Origin of the sequence: Methanoculleus sp. 10 (assembly GCF_913757945.1) — an archaeon.
Taxonomy (GTDB): Archaea; Halobacteriota; Methanomicrobia; order Methanomicrobiales; family Methanoculleaceae; genus Methanoculleus.
Window position 1 is genome coordinate 92,908 of sequence record NZ_CAJYDP010000007.1, and the last position, 14,571, is coordinate 107,478.

The window sequence follows — 14,571 nt, forward strand, 5'->3', positions numbered from 1 at the left end:
CGTCCCCCCGGGATCTCTGGGTTTGCGGTGTCGTGCTGCCGGGGCAGATGTCGCCCCGTAAGGGGTGTTGTGATGAAGCAAGGGTACCTGCTGCTCCTGATACTGCTGACGGTCTTTGCTCTCGTACCGGGACCGGTTTCCGGAGAGGCTGCAGGCCGGGAGATCCCCATCGAATATTCGTTCAACGAGTCGCACTCACAGATATACGCGCGGATGCTGGAGCAGAACGCAACCCTCGGCGAGTATTACGAGCAGGTCTGCCCCGAATTCCTGGAGAGCATGCCCCCGGAGGTGAGGGCCCACGTCTACAACACGACGATGCTCCGGCACGAGCCTCCCGGCGGTGACAGGGTGCTCGTACCGCCCCTGGTAAGGGGGAAGGTCGCCATTGCTGCCGCACCGTCTGTGTTCTCGGTGAGCGGAATGCACTTCGGCCTCATTGGTGCCGGCATCCTTGGCCTGCTCGCGGCGGCCTGGCTGATCCGGCAGCGGGTCCGTAACCGGAAGGAGTGAGCCTCACTGCGGGCGGCGTGCCGGACCACGCGCGCAGTAAAGATACTCCTGTGCATACCCGGCATACTCCCCGAAGTAGTCCCGCGCGAACCGCCGGATCCTCTCGTAATCTGCCGGGGTGCAACTCTTCCCGGCAATGTCAGGCAGGTAGGTCTCCGCCACGATCCGGCGTATCCAGACATCGACCGGGAACGCCTCAAAAAACCCGAACGCAAAGAGCAGCACGCAGTCCGCCGCCTTCGGCCCGACGCCCTTAAATCGCATAAGCGCTTGCCGTGCATCCTCGAAGGGAAGAGCCGCTATCCGCTCCGCCCAGTCGGGGTGCTCCGCCACAACGGCGGCAGCTTCGTGGACGTACTCCGTCCTGTAGCCGAGCCTGCAGTCCCACAGGTTTGCAGGGGAGGCCGCCGCGAGCGCCTCCGGTTCCGGGAACGCGTACGCCGTTCCTGCCGCCCCGTCCGCCGGTCTCCCGTAGCGCTCCGCCATGAGCGCGACTCGCCGCTTTACTGCCGGGATGTTCGTGTTCGTGGCGCAGATGTACGAGACCAGGCACTCCCACGGCTGTTGCCTGACGAGGCGTAGGCCGCGGCACTCCCGGATTGCGGCACCGATCGCCGGGTCGCGGTCGATGGACGAGAGGACGGCGGGCAGGTCCTGGTCGAGCCGGAAGTAGTCGCGGACGAACGCCGCATCCGCCCCCAGAAACGTGAGACGGTCTGCATCCTGCCGTATCCGGACGGCCCGGCCGTCGACGACGCCCTGCCACCACCCGTCCGCCTTCTCCCAGCGGAAGGCCTGCCCGCAGGCGAGTGTCCGGTCGAGGTCGAACGGCTGGTCCGGCGGAAGCGTGATCGTCGTCATGGTCCTATCGGTATCGGAACGTTGCGTTTTAGAAAAAAGTATGGATATCCGGGATTACGCTTGCTTCTCTTTCAGCTCCCGGTAGACGCAGGACTGCACGTCCTGGCCTAACTTCCCGATCGCGTCCGCCCGGCAGCGTGCACAGTGGCGCATCTGCTTGATGAACGGGGCGCACCGGTCCTGCATCTCCCGCTTATCCTTCTGGGTGGGCGGGGTTATTCCGGCGAACTTGTACTGCGGGATGAGCGGAATGACGTTGAAGGTGAACGCCCCCATCTCGCCGACTTTCTTTGCGATCTCCGGGATATGCTCGTCGTTGATCCCGGGGATGTAGACGGTGTTTATCTTGACGAACATCTTCTTCGCAACCGCCATCTCGATCCCCTTCATCTGCTGGGAGAGAAGGAGTTCCGCAGCCTCGCGCCCGTGGTACTTCTTCCCCCCGTACTCGATCCAGGAGTAGATCTTCTCCCCGATCGCAGGGTCGATGGCGTTGAGCGTGACCGTAACGTTCCCGACGTCGTACTTCGCCAGTTCCTCGATCGACTCCGGGAGCATGAGGCCGTTTGTGCTGATGCACATGATCAGGTGCGGGAACTCCTCGTGGACCAGCCTGAGCGCCTCAAACGTCTCGGGGTTTGCGAGCGGCTCGCCCGGTCCTGCGATGCCGATCACTTTCACGTAGGGGTGCTCCTTGATAACCTTCTTGACCAGGTCGAGTGCCTCCCCTGGCGGGAGGACCCGGCTCGTCACACCCGGCCGGCTCTCGTTCACGCAGTCGAAGTCTCGCACACAGTAGTTGCACTGGATGTTGCACTTCGGGGCGACGGGGAGGTGGCACCGCCCGAAGGTGTGGCATGCTTTGTCGGAGTAGCAGGGATGCTCGCTGATCTTGCGGAGCTGCTCCGGATCGTAGGGGACCTCTCTGCCCTGGACCGTCGCGGTTCGGTAAGATTCATCGGCCATAATCCATGATCTATGCGCCGGAGGATGTTATATACTGATGGGTGCCGGCCGCCTGCCGGGTGATCCGATGCCTACTCCAGAAAAAGGTGGCGGGTCAGGCCGCCTGCCGGGTGAGATCGAGTGGGGCAGCCTCCGCCTCCCGGGCACCTGTCTCCTCGCCTATGCCGAACCGTTCTTCCGCCGCCTTCAGGATCCGCCCGAGCATCTCGGGGTAGGAGAGCCCCGCGTACTTCGCCATCTTCGCAAGGTGGCCGTCCCAGCACCAGCCGGGGTTCGGGTTGACCTCGAGGAGTTTCGGGTTGCCGTGCTCGTCCAGGCGCCAGTCGAACCGGCAGTAGTCGCGGCACTCCAGGCGCTCGAAGAGGGCGAGGCAGCAGCGCACGACCACCTTCTCGGTCTCCTCGGGGAGATTTGCCGGCCGTGACACAATCTTCCAGTACGGCGAGTCCGGGAGCCACTTTGCTTCGTAACCGCAGAGCCGGGGGAGTTCCGGAGGCAGGGCGGAGTAGTCCTCCTCGGTGATGGGGAGCACCGTATAGTAGCCCGACGGGTTCCCGATAATGCCGACACTGATGTCCTTGCCCGTGAGGAACTCCTCGACAAGGAGCGACTGGCTGTACCCGATCGTCGTCCGCAGGGAACTGATGATATCGGAGAGTTCCTCGATGGTGTGGGCGATGCTCTTTTGCGTGATGCCGTAGGAGGAGTCGCCGGAGTTGGGCTTGACGATCACCGGGAACGTTACCCCGATGTCGTAGGTGCGGTCGCCGGAAGTGATGAAGCAGGCGTCCGGCACCGGGATCCCCATCTCCTTCGCGACGCCCCGCACGAGTGATTTGTCGTAGCAGAACGCAAGTGACTGCGGCGCGGATCCCGTGTACGGGATGTCGAGCAACTCCAGGAGCGCCGGCACGTGGAGTTCTTTTCTCGGGTCGTTGTTGAACCCCTCGTCACAGAGGTTGAAGATGTAGTCCACCTTACCCTTCAGTTTCGTGAGGTCCTGGATCATGGTGTCGTGCTTGCAGAGGTAGGTGAACCGGTAGCCTTTGAGCTCCCGGAGTGCCGCCTTCATCTGGTCGATGGTGTAGAAATCGTCGTCGTCAAAGACGCAGGACGGCTTCAGGGCGTCGGGCTTGGTCGGGTCGCCGAGCATCACCGCGACATGTTTTGCCCTCTCCTGCCCTTTTGTCTTCGCCGTCGTCCATTCTTTCCTGACGACCGCGGTGACGATGTGGCGCCGCTCCATCATGCCGAGGTCCTGGTTCCGCTGCGATTCCGTGGCGATCTCGTGGAAGGCGATGCCGGAGAAGCCCGCCCGTTCCAGGAGCCGCTGGAGTGCCTCGGGGGTGTAGAGGCGTTCGGCATAGAACTGGTCGGCCACGACGCCCTTATTGACATCGGTGATCACCTCCCTTGAGATCAGGCGCTGTTCGTCGAGCGAGAGGGACCGTTCACGGCAGACGAACATCGTGCGGTCGATCCATTCCCACGATCGGGGCTGGAAATGACCTTTGAGGTACTCCCCATCGGCCACATCCAGGAGCACCCGTCCCCAGGGTTTGAGGATGCGCCGGAGCTCGGTGAGGATCCGCAGGTCTTCCTCGACGGAGTCGAAGTAGCCGAAACTGTTCCCGAGGACGAGGACGACGTCGTAGGTGTCGGTCCGGTACGGCAATCGGCGTGCGTCTCCTTCCCGGAACCTGACCTGTAGTCCCTCCCTCTTCGCGGTCGATCGGGCTCGCTGGATCAGGTAATGCGACTGGTCGAGGCCTTCGGCATTATAGCCCCTGCGCGCGAGTTCGAGGGTGTGCCTGCCCTGGCCGCAACAGAGGTCGAGGATCTTCTCGTCGGGCCCAAGGTGCAGAATCCGGGCGACCCGGTCGATCTCTCTCCCGGTGATCCCCTGGTCGTCGACGACGTCGCCGTCGGTCTTCAGGTAGAGGTGGTTAAAGATGCGCCTCCACCAGTCGGATTTCACATGCTCTTCAAGGTTCGGGACTGGACCGATCGTCCGCCTGTCCCGGGCTTTTCCCTTCCGTCTACTATCCGGGGGTTCATCCGTGTGGATCTCGTCTGTCATGCTGGGCCACTCATCCTGGTCCCGTCTCCGGGACAGAATCGACATTTCGTCCGGTTACAAAAGAGACTGGTTACGTGCACCATAGTTGGGTGATCATTCGGTAGGAGGGTATCGATAAAAGCATTGTGTCATGGATCTCTCCGCCGGAATGAACTGCCGTCTTACCCGGGATTTTCGCGCCCCGGAAGTCCCGCCGCACGCGCCGGGATGGCAGGATGGGGGTGAGCAGGGCGTACCAGGGTGGAACCCGCCGGATCCTATGAGACGCACCTATATATGCCGGCAGGTAATTGTATATGTGCAGACTATCTGCATGGTTGAAGTATATGGATGAGAGATATTCAAGCAGGGGCCCCCGCTCGTTCCAGGACCGCCCCCGCGAGTTCCATAAGGCGGTCTGTTCCGACTGCGGCAAAGCGTGCGAAGTTCCTTTCAAGCCGACCGAGGGCAGACCCGTCTATTGCCGCGACTGCCTCCCGAAGCACAGGAAACCCCGTTACTGAGTCGTTTAGTGAATACGGTTTCTCAACGTGAGTGAAATTCCAATGGAAGAGAGATATCCGAGCAGGGGCCCCCGCTCGTTCCAGGACCGCCCCCGCGAGTTCCATAAGGCAGTCTGTTCCGACTGCGGCAAAGCGTGCGAAGTTCCTTTCAAGCCGACCGAGGGCAGACCCGTCTATTGCCGCGACTGCCTGCCGAAGCACAGAAAACCCAGATTCTAATCTCTTTTTTTGCACATACAGAGTGCGCCCATTGCACGGTGAGCGTCAAGGCTCCCTCCTCTCATCGCGCCGGGCTGATACATCTCTTCAGCTCCACGGATCCCGCACGCCCCGGAGGGTCTGCCCCGGTGAGCAGAATCCTATCCGTCACACGATGAGCCGTCTCTTCATCAGCCTGATGGCGAGGACGAAGAAGAGCGCGGTGGCGACCGCGATCCAGGCGAGGTTGAGGAGATTTGCCGGCGCAAACGCCGGGAGGGTGATCGCCCGGTTGATGCTGACGACGTGCGTGAGCGGGAGCACGGCGAGGGCGAAGTACTGGATCGGCTCCGGGAGCAGGTCGAGGGGAAAGAACGTCCCCGAGAAGAGGAACATCGGGGTGATGAAGAGGAACGCGGGATAGTTCAGCGCGTCGATGCTCGGCGTGATCGCCGTGAAGCACATCGCGATGCTCGCAAAGAGGAGGCCGGCAAGGTACGCAAAGGGGATGAGGAGCAGGGATGAGGGCATGGCCACGACGCCGAAGAGGAGGAGCACCGGGAGCATCAGCGTCGCGTAGATCATTCCCCGGGTGGCGCCCCAGAGCATCTCTCCCGCGATCACCTCGTCGATGCTGACCGGTGTCGCGATGACGGCGTCAAACGTCTTCTGGTAATACATCCGGACGAACGACGAGTAGGTGCACTCGAAGAAGGACGAGTACATCACCGAGACCGAGACGAGCGCGGGTGCGATGAAGACGGGATAGGGTATCCCGTCGATGGACTCGATGTACGTCCCGAGGCCGAATCCCAGGGCCAGAAGGTAGAGGACCGGTTCGACGAAGGGCGGGATGAAGTTCACCCGGTAGGTCCTGAGGAAGGCGTCCCAGTTCCTCCGCCAGACGCTGCGCACCCTCTCAGTGATATCGATCATCCTCTCCTCACTCCCGCAGGCTCCGGCCGGTCAACCGGAGGAAGACGTCCTCAAGGGTCGCCGGACGAACCGTAACCGCCTCGTGCCGGCAGACCTCGAGCAGTTCGCGTGCCACGTCGTGAGGACGGTTCGTGAAGACCTGGATCGCACCGTCGGCAAGGTCGTAGTCCAGCCCGAGCCCGTCCAGGCAGACGAGCACTGCCGGTGTCTGCTCCACCTCGACGACGTCGCTCCCGGCGTGTTCCCGGATGAGATCCGCCGGGGCACCCTCGACGAGGATCTTGCCGTGATCCATGATCACCAGCCGATCGCAGAGACGTTCCGCTTCGTCCAGGTAGTGCGTGGTGAGGACGAGGGTGTTTCCTTCTGCCCGGAGGCTCCTGAGTTTCTCCCAGATCAGGTGCCGGGCCTGCGGGTCAAGCCCGATGGTGGGTTCGTCGAGGATGAGCAGTTCGGGTGCATTGATGAGGGCCCGGGCGATGATCAGCCGCCGTTTCATCCCGCCTGAGAGCTTGTCGATCACTACGTCCCGTTTCTCTTCAAGCTGCATGAACGCGAGGAGTTCTTCTGCCCGCCGCTCCGCCTCCCGTTTCGGGATGCCGAAGTAGCGGGCGTAGACCAGCAGGTTTCGGTAGGCCGAGAAGTCCGGGTCGAGGTTGGTCTCCTGCGGCACCACGCCAAGACGGCTCTTGATCTCCCGCTGACGGGTATCCACGTCCATGCCGAGGACCTCGAGGGTTCCGCTGGTCTTAGGGGAGACGCACTGGATCATCTTCATGGTCGTCGTCTTTCCCGCCCCGTTCGGCCCGAGGAATCCGAAGACCTCGCCCTCCCCGACCCGGAAAGTGATATGGTCGACCGCGATGAGATCTCCAAACCGCTTCTCGAGATCGCGCGCTACGATGACGTCGCTGATTGCCTGTTCCTCCTGATGAGTCAGTGGCGTCGTGCAAGTACAACATTCTTTCGCTTGCTCGTCCCTCCTCTCTTCCCGCTCCCCATTCCCGGAGGGAGGCCAAAATCCCCCTCCGCTCGAGCGGCCTTTGCCCGGTTTCATGCCTGTTCTTCCCGGGAAAAGCGAACCCCCGCCCGGTATGTCTGTATTCGATCCCGCATTCTTTTTGAACAGGTAGAGCCAATTACTGTAATTCGTACGTTCCTCTGGTGCCCGGGCACATACCGCCTGCCGTCCCCTCTGCACAACTCCGGTGCGCCGGAGCGGGGTTGGTTCACAGGGATGGGTCCGGGCACCGGGGAGGTGCGGGGCTACAGCGATACCATGACGGAAAGTGCCGAAGAGAAAGGTGCGAGGATGAACAGGGCCGTATACCCACCCAATATCGTCTACGTCGGTTCGACGGGTAACCGGGGCCGGGGAGTATTTGCCCGCAGGGAGATCGCGGCCGGTGAGTTGATCGAGGTCTGCCCGGTGATCGCGATGGACGGGACGGATGAGCAGGGGCTCCTTGACCGGACGCGTCTCTTTAACTACTACTTCGCCTGGGGGCAGCACGAGGAGTCGGCAGCCGTGGCGCTGGGCTACGGGTCGCTCTATAACCACTCCTACCATGCGAATGCGGACCATGTCCGCGATGTTGCCGGCGGCGAGATCCGCATCTACGCCTGCCGGGCCATCCGGGAGGGCGAGGAGATCACCATCAACTACGGCGGCCGGCCCGACTGCCCCGACCCTGTCTGGTTCGATGTGGTGGAGGAGGAGCGATAACTCCATTTTCTGCCCGCAGCTCCCCTCTTCCTCGTGCCGATCACCGCCTTCCGGTGTTTGGCGACGGTATCTTGCGGTGTCCGAGCGGGGTATCTGTCATGACTCCATCGGTGTTGCGCCCGGAACCCTGACCGTTCGCCGTTCGCTCTCCCGGCACCGCCCGACTGCGGTTGCTCCCGGGGGACGTACGGCGTCTGCCGATATTACGGGACGGGGGCAGGGGCAGCATCCCGGCCCCTCCGGGCAACTCCGGTGGATGCGCCCATATCTCCAGTGGAAATCAAGGGGTTTGCCAAAATATCCCCGGATCATTGAATTTTTCTCCCGCCTCCATACCGGCTGCCGGTCCCTGGAACCGTCCCTCCAGCCGTGCGGGCCGCCTGGAAACGCTCTTTAATTTGAGGGTTTTTCAGGAATTTGAGAGTGTTTCTGAGATATCTCGGCGGGGTATCGGGGAAGCGGGGGCATGAGAACGGGGGTGTGGCCCGGGGTTTCCGGGTCCTGCCTGCAGGAGCCATGCCGGTTGTTATCCGGTGCGGGAGCCCCATCGCCGGGTGGCCGGTTGCACCTGCCTCGCCTGTACAGTCTCCCCTCGGGTTGCTGTCACCATGGCATCCGCGGTCGCTGTGGGGATGAGGGCCGGGAGGATCAGGGTTGCGATATCGTGCGTGAGAGGGGGCGGGGCGCAAGTTACCCCCGCCCTGCCTCCCTGCTGTTTTGGGAGTTGCGTACCAACCTGCGGCTGCCTGCGGAGTGTAACCGGGTCCGGGAAAAAACCGCATGATGCCCACAGGGCCACATGCATACCGGATGAAAAAGGGGGGGCTTTTTCATACGAAAGGGTGAGTTTTTCTCAGTCGATGGCGACCATGACCTCTGTCGACTTGACCACAGCGTAGACCTTCTTGCCGACGGTAAGCCCGAGGTTCTCCACGGCCTTTTTGGTGATGACCGAGGTGATCTCACCGCCGCCGTCCAGTGCGATGGTGACCTCGGCGGTGACCACGCCTAAATCAATCTTCTTTACTTTCCCGGGGAGTTGGTTTCGCGCACTTAACTTCATGATGCACCATAGTGCTGGTTTACGGTCTGGACGATATAAGTTTCGGTCTTTGAAACCCCTATGCAGACGTGTGCCGCAGAAAACGGAGCTCCCGTGTGCGAACAGGCAAACCGGCACCAGGAGTGAAGACTCCCAACGCCGGGTTCCGGTGCCGGCCTGGTCGGAAGAGCGCGTGAGGATCTGCAGTGAAGACCGGCTCCGGGTGCTCAAACGGCGCACTGAGAAACCCGAAGGACTGGATTGATAATCAAAAAAGCGGGCTGGAAGGCGCTTATCCGGCAGTGCCGTGCTGCGATGGGCCTGGCCGGATTCGAACCGGCGATCTCTGCCGTGTAAGGGCAGCGTCATGACCAGCTAGACCACAAGCCCCGTGGATGCCTTACAGTGTTTCGCACCGGGAGGGATAAACGTTGTTGCCTGCCGGGGGCTTTGGGCACAGGATACTCTCCGAAAAGAGGTTCCCGGGAACTGTATCGAATACTCTAGCAAGGTGCCTCGCTTTCCGCATCCGGAGGCGGCCCCGCGCCTCCGCCGCCCTCCCCCCGGTGCTGCCCTCTGAAAATAATGGGAGGAGGGTTCAGATGAACCCGAAGGACTTTAACGTCACGTCGGGGTTGACGGCTCCCACGTGGTAGACAACACCCTCGGAGACCTCGTTGATGACGACCTCGGCCGGGGAGAAGAGCGAGGTATCGATCTGGTAGAAGTCGAATTTGGCTTCCTTGAAGATCTCGTAGAACGGTTTTCCGTATCCCCGGGACTTGTTGCTCGGGATTTTGTCAAGGTAGTCCTTGATCTCCGGGGCGTTCATTGTCAGCATGATGCTGCCATGGTAGATCGTGGCGTCGTTGGTGCTGCCCATCGCCTTCGTGCCGTCCTTCTTGACGGGGGCGATCGGGGCATGGCCGATACCGGCGGTGATCTTCCTTGTGTCAAAGCCGAGCTCGTTCAACTTGTAGACCGCAGTCTCGACGCAGCGGCCGGCAACCTGGACCGAACCGACGATCGAGGCCGTGGGGGCGACAACCGCGCAGGTGTTCGCCACATCCACATCACAGGCATCGGCGATCTTCTCCATCACGCCGGCGTTCGGGAGATGGTCGCTCTCAAGGGCGATGACCGCATAATCGAACTCGTCCTCGTAGTCGATGACCTCGTAGGTGTGCTTCGGCTTTAAGGAGAGCGCCCGTGCAGGGCCGCTACCCATGGCGAAGTACTTGTTGACGTTGACCGTCCAGCCCGCTTTCTGGGCGCCGAGGCATGCGATGGCCGGGAAGTCGGTGCTGACCTCGATGAACGGGATCGGGATATCCCGGATCCGGCCCATCGTTATGTCGACTTCACCGAGTCCGCCCATGCAGATCTCGGTGAACCGTCTTCCTGCCAGGTACCCGCCGGTGGTGCTGACGCCGCAGTCTACGATGCGTGCCCCGTTGTCAAGCTCGTGCGGGACGGCATGGAACTCCTCGGCGTATTCGAAGAGTTCTTCAAAAATATCCAGTGCCAGTTCGTTTACGCTGAGCATGTGGAAAACCTCATCAGAATACAAACGGTGGCAGAATAGATAAGGATTATGAAACCGAAGTCTGCTCCTGCCGCAGGTGCTCCAGCACGCGATCCGGATCGTAGCGGAGGCTGATCAGCCGTGTCCGTCCCCTTCCCTGGCGATAATGGAGGTTTAAGAGCCGCATCGCGTCGAACTTCTGGACCATTTTGTAGTACCTGGTATAACTGATCCCCGCCTGCTCCCTGACGAAATGGTAGACTTCGCCGGCGTTCATCTCCTGGTCGTCACGAACCGCCATCTCTGCGATCCTGCCGAGCACCTCCCGTTCCTCAGCCCTGAGCGCCCGGAGCGAGTACGCAAGGTGCAGGTACCGGGAAACCTCGTAAGCCTTGCAGATATCCTCTCGTTCGATAGAACGGCGGGCCGCTTTCTCGGCGCTCAGGGTCGCCCGTTTCAGGAGGTCGATGCCGACGCGAAGGTCACCGCTCTTCATTGTCTGCTCTACCACAAGGTTCAGCATATCGGGCCGGAGGACGTTCGGGTAGAGCCCCTGCAGGACCCGCTCCTCAAGGATCCCCTGGACCTCCTCCTCCGAATAGGGGGGGAAGTATATCTCGGTGGGCCGGAAGACCGACGCCACGCGGGCATCCACCTCGGTCTGCAGGCTGACGGACATGTCGCTGACGATGGCGACGACGCCGATCCGGACGCCGGGATAGGCCTCGTGGGAACGGAGCAGGGGATAGAGGACGTCGTTGATCTCGTTATTATAGAGGAGGTAGTTCGCGTCGTCGAGCCCCACCAGGAGCACCTGCTCCTCCCGCAGGAGGGCCCGGGCTATGGCATCGAAGATCTGTTTGAACGATATGCCTGAGGCCGGCGGCAGGTGCCCGATAACCCGCCGGTAGATCTGCGAGAAGACGGCGAACCTGGTGTTATCGATCTGGCAGTTGATGTAGACGGGGAGCAGCCGCTTTGTGGCCTCTTCGATCTCGGCAAAGACTTTCCTGACGCTCGTCGTCTTCCCCGTACCCGGGAGGCCCCGGCAGACGGTATTGAGGGGCCGTCCCCCCCGGAGGCCCGGCCGGACCTGGAACGCGAGCTCCCGGATCTGCGCGTCGCGGTGGTTGAACTGCTCGGGGACGTAATCGATCTCGAAGACCTCGGGGTCACGAAAGAGCGTCTCGTCCCACATGAGCAGGCTCCTCTTCATGATACAATCCTCAGGTATTGTAGTATATATATCCTCCAGGTTGTTGTTTCCTCATCGCGCGGGTCTGGCAGGCGTTACGGGTGCTCCATGCATTTCTTGCAGAGTTTCTTGCTCATGAACAGCTGGGAGAGTTTCGCCTGCGATTTCGTCACTTCTGCCCCGCACATCTCGCAGACGTCCTCTGCCGGGGCTCCGGGCGGCTTTGCCCCGGCGGTTTCCCGTTGAGGCACCGGCACGGGCGGTGCCTGTTCCCGGGCTGCCTCCGGCTGAGAAGCCCCCTTCTCTCCCGGTTGAACGGGTGGTTCGGGAACCCGGAGCGGCTCAGGGCGCTCCGGCGCCGGCGGGATTGCCGCCTCGATGGTGCCGGCAGGAGGACAGGTTTTCTCCTCCTCTCCGTGTGCCGGTTCAGCCACGGGGATCGCCGCCGCTGCCGTCCCGGCAGGTTGCGTCTCCGGCACCGGCCGCGCAGTCGGTGCCTGAGGTTCTCCAGGCCGGGCTTTCAGGACGCGCCGGCGGTATGCGTCAACCCGCTCGGCAGTCGCCGGATCCCCGCGCCCGAGCCGGGCAAGCATCCCGTCGAGGAACGTGATAAGGTCGTCTACATCCTCACGGGTCTCTACATCGCCCTCAACCTCGAGGCGGAGGTTTTCGTAGTTCTCGAGGTTGATGGTGATCCCGATGGTGACTTCCTTCTTTCCGGGCATATGCTAATAATTATTGTTTTTCTTATATACAATTCCACCGGCGCCCGGAATCGCCGCGCTATCCGGTCAATCCGGCCCTTCTTCCCCGTCCTCTGCACCCGGCAGCGGCCCGCGCCGTGGATCGGTGATCCAGAGGAGAATGGGCGTTTTTTCCGGTATCCAGCCCCGTTCCTTTCCCGGCAGCCCGGCGTGCAGGCGAAACCCGTGCCGGCTCTGTCGCCAGGAGTGCCTGAAACCGGGATCCGCGAGTGGTGTGCCGATCTCCTCACCCATCACTTTTTATAATGCCACGGCTATACCAGCCGTGCCCCGGTTGCGCCGGGCCGTCCGGTTGTGGCAGCGGGACCGGCTTACGGGGTCCCGAAACCGGGCTTCCGGTGGACCCGGAGTGGCGGGACCTGCTGCTCCATGACGGGGCGGAGAAGTTTTCGGTATGCCCGCGAGCCTGCACGATACGACCATGGAGTGTTATGACGACCCGCCTGCTTGAAAGATCGGGAGACCTGCCCGGCCCGTGCCGGCCGATCGCTCTCCTGGCCGGCGCGGTCATCTGCCTCCTGCTCGCCCAGGGCGTTGCTGCAACGCCGCTCTTTGTGGCGGCAGGCGACAGCAGCCCGGCGGCAAAGGCACAGGCAAATTACACCTGTGACGGGATAGACGACCAGGTGGAGATCCAGGCGGCGCTTGCCGCTCTGCCGGACGGCGGTACGGTTGCCCTCTCCGGAGGCACGTTCAACTGCTCCGGGAGCCTCGTTCCCCCGGCAGGCGCGACGCTCCGCGGGGAGGGGCCGGATAAGACGATCCTTCTGTTCCGCGAGAACGGGATGCTCAACGTCTCGGAGGAGCGTGTCACCCTGGACGGGTTTCACATCACGGGGAGCGGTTATAAAAATATGAGCACGGAAACCACGCTCGATCTCAGCAGGTGGCTTGGCGTCCTCACCATCTATGCCAGTCATACGAAGGTTCACAACGTCACGGGCACCGCCGATGCAAGTATCCAGGCGGTCTTCCTCCTGCTCCACAACCCGAACGTCTACGCCCCCATCCTCGAAGACGTTGAGTTCACGAACTGCCGGGCCGCGGACACCGGGACCTACGGGTTCCTCCACAACGCCTGGGGATCGGAGAACACGACGATTAAAGATGTCCGCTACGAGAACTGCGCTGCGGTCAACTGCGGCAGGTACGGGGCGTTCAACGCCTGGGTGACCGGGTTTGACTTTGCCGAACAGAACAACATCGAGGGCCTCAGGGTGAGCAACTGTTTCGCCGAGGGGAGCCTGGAGTCCGGGTTCCACTTCGAGTGGGACCCAAAGAAGCGGGACTGCGTCTTTATCAACTGCGTGAGCAAGGATAACGGGCAGAAACCCTGGCCCGACACCTATCTGGTGGGCGGCCCGGACTACTTCGGGGCTGGTTTCTACCTCCCCGGCGGGCGGGTATCCCTGGTAAACTGCCGGGCCGAGGGAAACAGGGCGTTCGGGTTTTTTGTCGGCAACCCGGACGGGATGCTCCTGTACAACTGCACCGAGAACGGCACCGGGAGCCGCCCGGTCGTCGGCCGGTCTGCGCGACCCATCGGTTACTGCATACTCCAGTCGCTGCCGGTCACGAAGAACCCGTCCATCGTGATGGACCACTGCAGCAGCCTCGGCACGAACGGGTGGGGCCTCTTCATCTGCGGTGCGTCGAACGTGCTCATCAGGGACTTCACCATGACCGATCCGGCAGGCATCGGGGGTATCGGGGCGATGCTGGGGTGCCCCGGGGACGAACTCCAGGTGAATTCGACGATCAAGGCGGGCATCTCCAACTCGACCATCGATCTTGCTGCATCGGGGAGCCGGCCACAGACGCTGATGTACATCGTGAACAACAAAAACGTCACGTATTCCGGCAGCGTCGTCTCCGGCGCTGCTCATCCGGTCCTGGTCGAGGGGTCGACGGCGGGGGATGTAGACCTGTCAGCCCTCAAGGTGCTGCCGGCCAACGGTACCGTATAGGAGTTTCTGGCGACGTCACCGGGACCAGGAGCGCCCCGGGTGCCCCTGCCCCGGGAAGCATCCTGTATATGCTGCTTCCGGCTCGGCCGGGTCCGGAGACCCCGACATTAGCCCTGCGGGCCCCTGCGCCTGACCCTTCGGGGGGGCGGGCCGACTAAACCCTTAAATGGTACCTCCGCATTATAGGGGGTGTTGACCGGGCGGAAGGCGCGGTGGATCATCGGTATCCGCGCCCGGACGCCTGGAGCGTTTCCGCTGGCGGGGGATCGATCCCGGCTAGTCCGATTCAGCCCGG

At 62.2% G+C, this 14,571-nt stretch carries 14 protein-coding genes and 1 tRNA gene; 5 read left to right on the top strand and 10 right to left on the bottom strand.

Translation table 11 applies throughout. The features are described 5' to 3' along the window. Positions 1-72: 72 nt before the first annotated feature. Positions 73-513, top strand: a complete 441-nt coding sequence (locus QZ408_RS09555; RefSeq protein ID WP_292491184.1) for a hypothetical protein — start codon at positions 73-75, stop codon at positions 511-513. A gap of 3 nt (positions 514-516) precedes the next feature. Here the strand turns inward: QZ408_RS09555 and QZ408_RS09560 are convergent, their stop codons facing one another. The 3 genes from QZ408_RS09560 to QZ408_RS09570 form a co-directional block, all read right to left on the bottom strand. Continuing rightward, entirely contained in the window at positions 517-1,374 is an 858-nt protein-coding gene (locus QZ408_RS09560; RefSeq protein WP_292491185.1) for a DNA glycosylase, read from the bottom strand. 54 nt (positions 1,375-1,428) lie between these two features. Beyond that, positions 1,429-2,340: a nitrogenase cofactor biosynthesis protein NifB gene (gene nifB / locus QZ408_RS09565; RefSeq protein WP_292491186.1), complete on the bottom strand. Its 912-nt coding sequence runs from the start codon at positions 2,338-2,340 to the stop codon at positions 1,429-1,431. Between the two features lie 94 nt (positions 2,341-2,434). Continuing rightward, positions 2,435-4,420, bottom strand: a complete 1,986-nt coding sequence (locus tag QZ408_RS09570) for a methyltransferase domain-containing protein (RefSeq protein ID WP_292491187.1) — start codon at positions 4,418-4,420, stop codon at positions 2,435-2,437. 326 nt (positions 4,421-4,746) lie between these two features. Between QZ408_RS09570 and QZ408_RS09575 the strand changes: the two genes are divergently transcribed. Together QZ408_RS09575 and QZ408_RS09580 are read left to right on the top strand one after the other, a co-directional pair. Then, a complete protein-coding gene (locus tag QZ408_RS09575; RefSeq protein ID WP_214076962.1) occupies positions 4,747-4,923 on the top strand; it encodes a CxxC-x17-CxxC domain-containing protein in 177 nt (58 codons plus the stop codon). Positions 4,924-4,965: 42 nt separating this feature from the next. Then, complete coding sequence (locus QZ408_RS09580) at positions 4,966-5,142, top strand: CxxC-x17-CxxC domain-containing protein (RefSeq protein ID WP_214076963.1); 177 nt, start codon at positions 4,966-4,968, stop codon at positions 5,140-5,142. Between the two features lie 147 nt (positions 5,143-5,289). On the opposite strand, the gene QZ408_RS09585 is transcribed toward QZ408_RS09580, so the two are convergent. Together QZ408_RS09585 and QZ408_RS09590 are read right to left on the bottom strand one after the other, a co-directional pair. Next, positions 5,290-6,057 carry an ABC transporter permease gene (locus QZ408_RS09585; protein ID WP_292491188.1) on the bottom strand — a complete coding sequence of 256 codons (768 nt, stop codon included), beginning with the start codon at positions 6,055-6,057 and terminating at the stop codon, positions 5,290-5,292. Positions 6,058-6,064: 7 nt separating this feature from the next. Further along, positions 6,065-7,114: an ABC transporter ATP-binding protein gene (locus QZ408_RS09590; protein ID WP_292491189.1), complete on the bottom strand. Its 1,050-nt coding sequence runs from the start codon at positions 7,112-7,114 to the stop codon at positions 6,065-6,067. Positions 7,115-7,369: 255 nt separating this feature from the next. Here QZ408_RS09590 and QZ408_RS09595 point away from each other — a divergent pair, with 255 nt between their 5' ends. After that, on the top strand, positions 7,370-7,783 hold the full coding sequence (locus tag QZ408_RS09595) for an SET domain-containing protein (RefSeq protein WP_292491190.1): 414 nt from the start codon (positions 7,370-7,372) through the stop codon (positions 7,781-7,783). Between the two features lie 853 nt (positions 7,784-8,636). Here the strand turns inward: QZ408_RS09595 and QZ408_RS09600 are convergent. The 5 genes from QZ408_RS09600 to QZ408_RS09620 all read right to left on the bottom strand — a co-directional run bounded on the left by QZ408_RS09600 (position 8,637) and on the right by QZ408_RS09620 (position 12,270). After that, the gene (locus QZ408_RS09600; RefSeq protein WP_292491191.1) at positions 8,637-8,846 is read right to left on the bottom strand and encodes a molybdopterin-binding protein; all 210 of its coding nucleotides are present in this window, start codon (positions 8,844-8,846) and stop codon (positions 8,637-8,639) included. A gap of 295 nt (positions 8,847-9,141) precedes the next feature. Further along, a tRNA-Val gene (locus QZ408_RS09605) sits at positions 9,142-9,215 on the bottom strand. A gap of 208 nt (positions 9,216-9,423) precedes the next feature. Next, complete coding sequence (gene mch, locus QZ408_RS09610) at positions 9,424-10,371, bottom strand: methenyltetrahydromethanopterin cyclohydrolase (protein ID WP_292491192.1); 948 nt, start codon at positions 10,369-10,371, stop codon at positions 9,424-9,426. A gap of 46 nt (positions 10,372-10,417) precedes the next feature. Beyond that, positions 10,418-11,566 carry an ORC1-type DNA replication protein gene (locus QZ408_RS09615; protein ID WP_292491193.1) on the bottom strand — a complete coding sequence of 383 codons (1,149 nt, stop codon included), beginning with the start codon at positions 11,564-11,566 and terminating at the stop codon, positions 10,418-10,420. 74 nt (positions 11,567-11,640) lie between these two features. After that, positions 11,641-12,270: a hypothetical protein gene (locus tag QZ408_RS09620; protein WP_292491194.1), complete on the bottom strand. Its 630-nt coding sequence runs from the start codon at positions 12,268-12,270 to the stop codon at positions 11,641-11,643. A 470-nt stretch (positions 12,271-12,740) separates the two neighbouring features. Between QZ408_RS09620 and QZ408_RS09625 the strand changes: the two genes are divergently transcribed. Further along, entirely contained in the window at positions 12,741-14,276 is a 1,536-nt protein-coding gene (locus QZ408_RS09625) for a glycosyl hydrolase family 28-related protein (RefSeq protein WP_292491195.1), read from the top strand. Positions 14,277-14,571: the final 295 nt, after the last annotated feature.

Excerpts from the sequence above, each read along its gene's own strand:
- QZ408_RS09555 (WP_292491184.1), top strand. The coding sequence starts at position 73 with ATGAAGCAAGGGTACCTGCTGCTCCTGATACTGCTGACGGTCTTTGCT.
- QZ408_RS09560 (WP_292491185.1), bottom strand. The coding sequence starts at position 1,374 with ATGACGACGATCACGCTTCCGCCGGACCAGCCGTTCGACCTCGACCGG.
- nifB (WP_292491186.1), bottom strand. The coding sequence starts at position 2,340 with ATGGCCGATGAATCTTACCGAACCGCGACGGTCCAGGGCAGAGAGGTC.
- QZ408_RS09570 (WP_292491187.1), bottom strand. The coding sequence starts at position 4,420 with ATGACAGACGAGATCCACACGGATGAACCCCCGGATAGTAGACGGAAG.
- QZ408_RS09575 (WP_214076962.1), top strand. The coding sequence starts at position 4,747 with ATGGATGAGAGATATTCAAGCAGGGGCCCCCGCTCGTTCCAGGACCGC.
- QZ408_RS09580 (WP_214076963.1), top strand. The coding sequence starts at position 4,966 with ATGGAAGAGAGATATCCGAGCAGGGGCCCCCGCTCGTTCCAGGACCGC.
- QZ408_RS09585 (WP_292491188.1), bottom strand. The coding sequence starts at position 6,057 with ATGATCGATATCACTGAGAGGGTGCGCAGCGTCTGGCGGAGGAACTGG.
- QZ408_RS09590 (WP_292491189.1), bottom strand. The coding sequence starts at position 7,114 with ATGAAACCGGGCAAAGGCCGCTCGAGCGGAGGGGGATTTTGGCCTCCC.
- QZ408_RS09595 (WP_292491190.1), top strand. The coding sequence starts at position 7,370 with ATGAACAGGGCCGTATACCCACCCAATATCGTCTACGTCGGTTCGACG.
- QZ408_RS09600 (WP_292491191.1), bottom strand. The coding sequence starts at position 8,846 with ATGAAGTTAAGTGCGCGAAACCAACTCCCCGGGAAAGTAAAGAAGATT.
- mch (WP_292491192.1), bottom strand. The coding sequence starts at position 10,371 with ATGCTCAGCGTAAACGAACTGGCACTGGATATTTTTGAAGAACTCTTC.
- QZ408_RS09615 (WP_292491193.1), bottom strand. The coding sequence starts at position 11,566 with ATGAAGAGGAGCCTGCTCATGTGGGACGAGACGCTCTTTCGTGACCCC.
- QZ408_RS09620 (WP_292491194.1), bottom strand. The coding sequence starts at position 12,270 with ATGCCCGGAAAGAAGGAAGTCACCATCGGGATCACCATCAACCTCGAG.
- QZ408_RS09625 (WP_292491195.1), top strand. The coding sequence starts at position 12,741 with ATGACGACCCGCCTGCTTGAAAGATCGGGAGACCTGCCCGGCCCGTGC.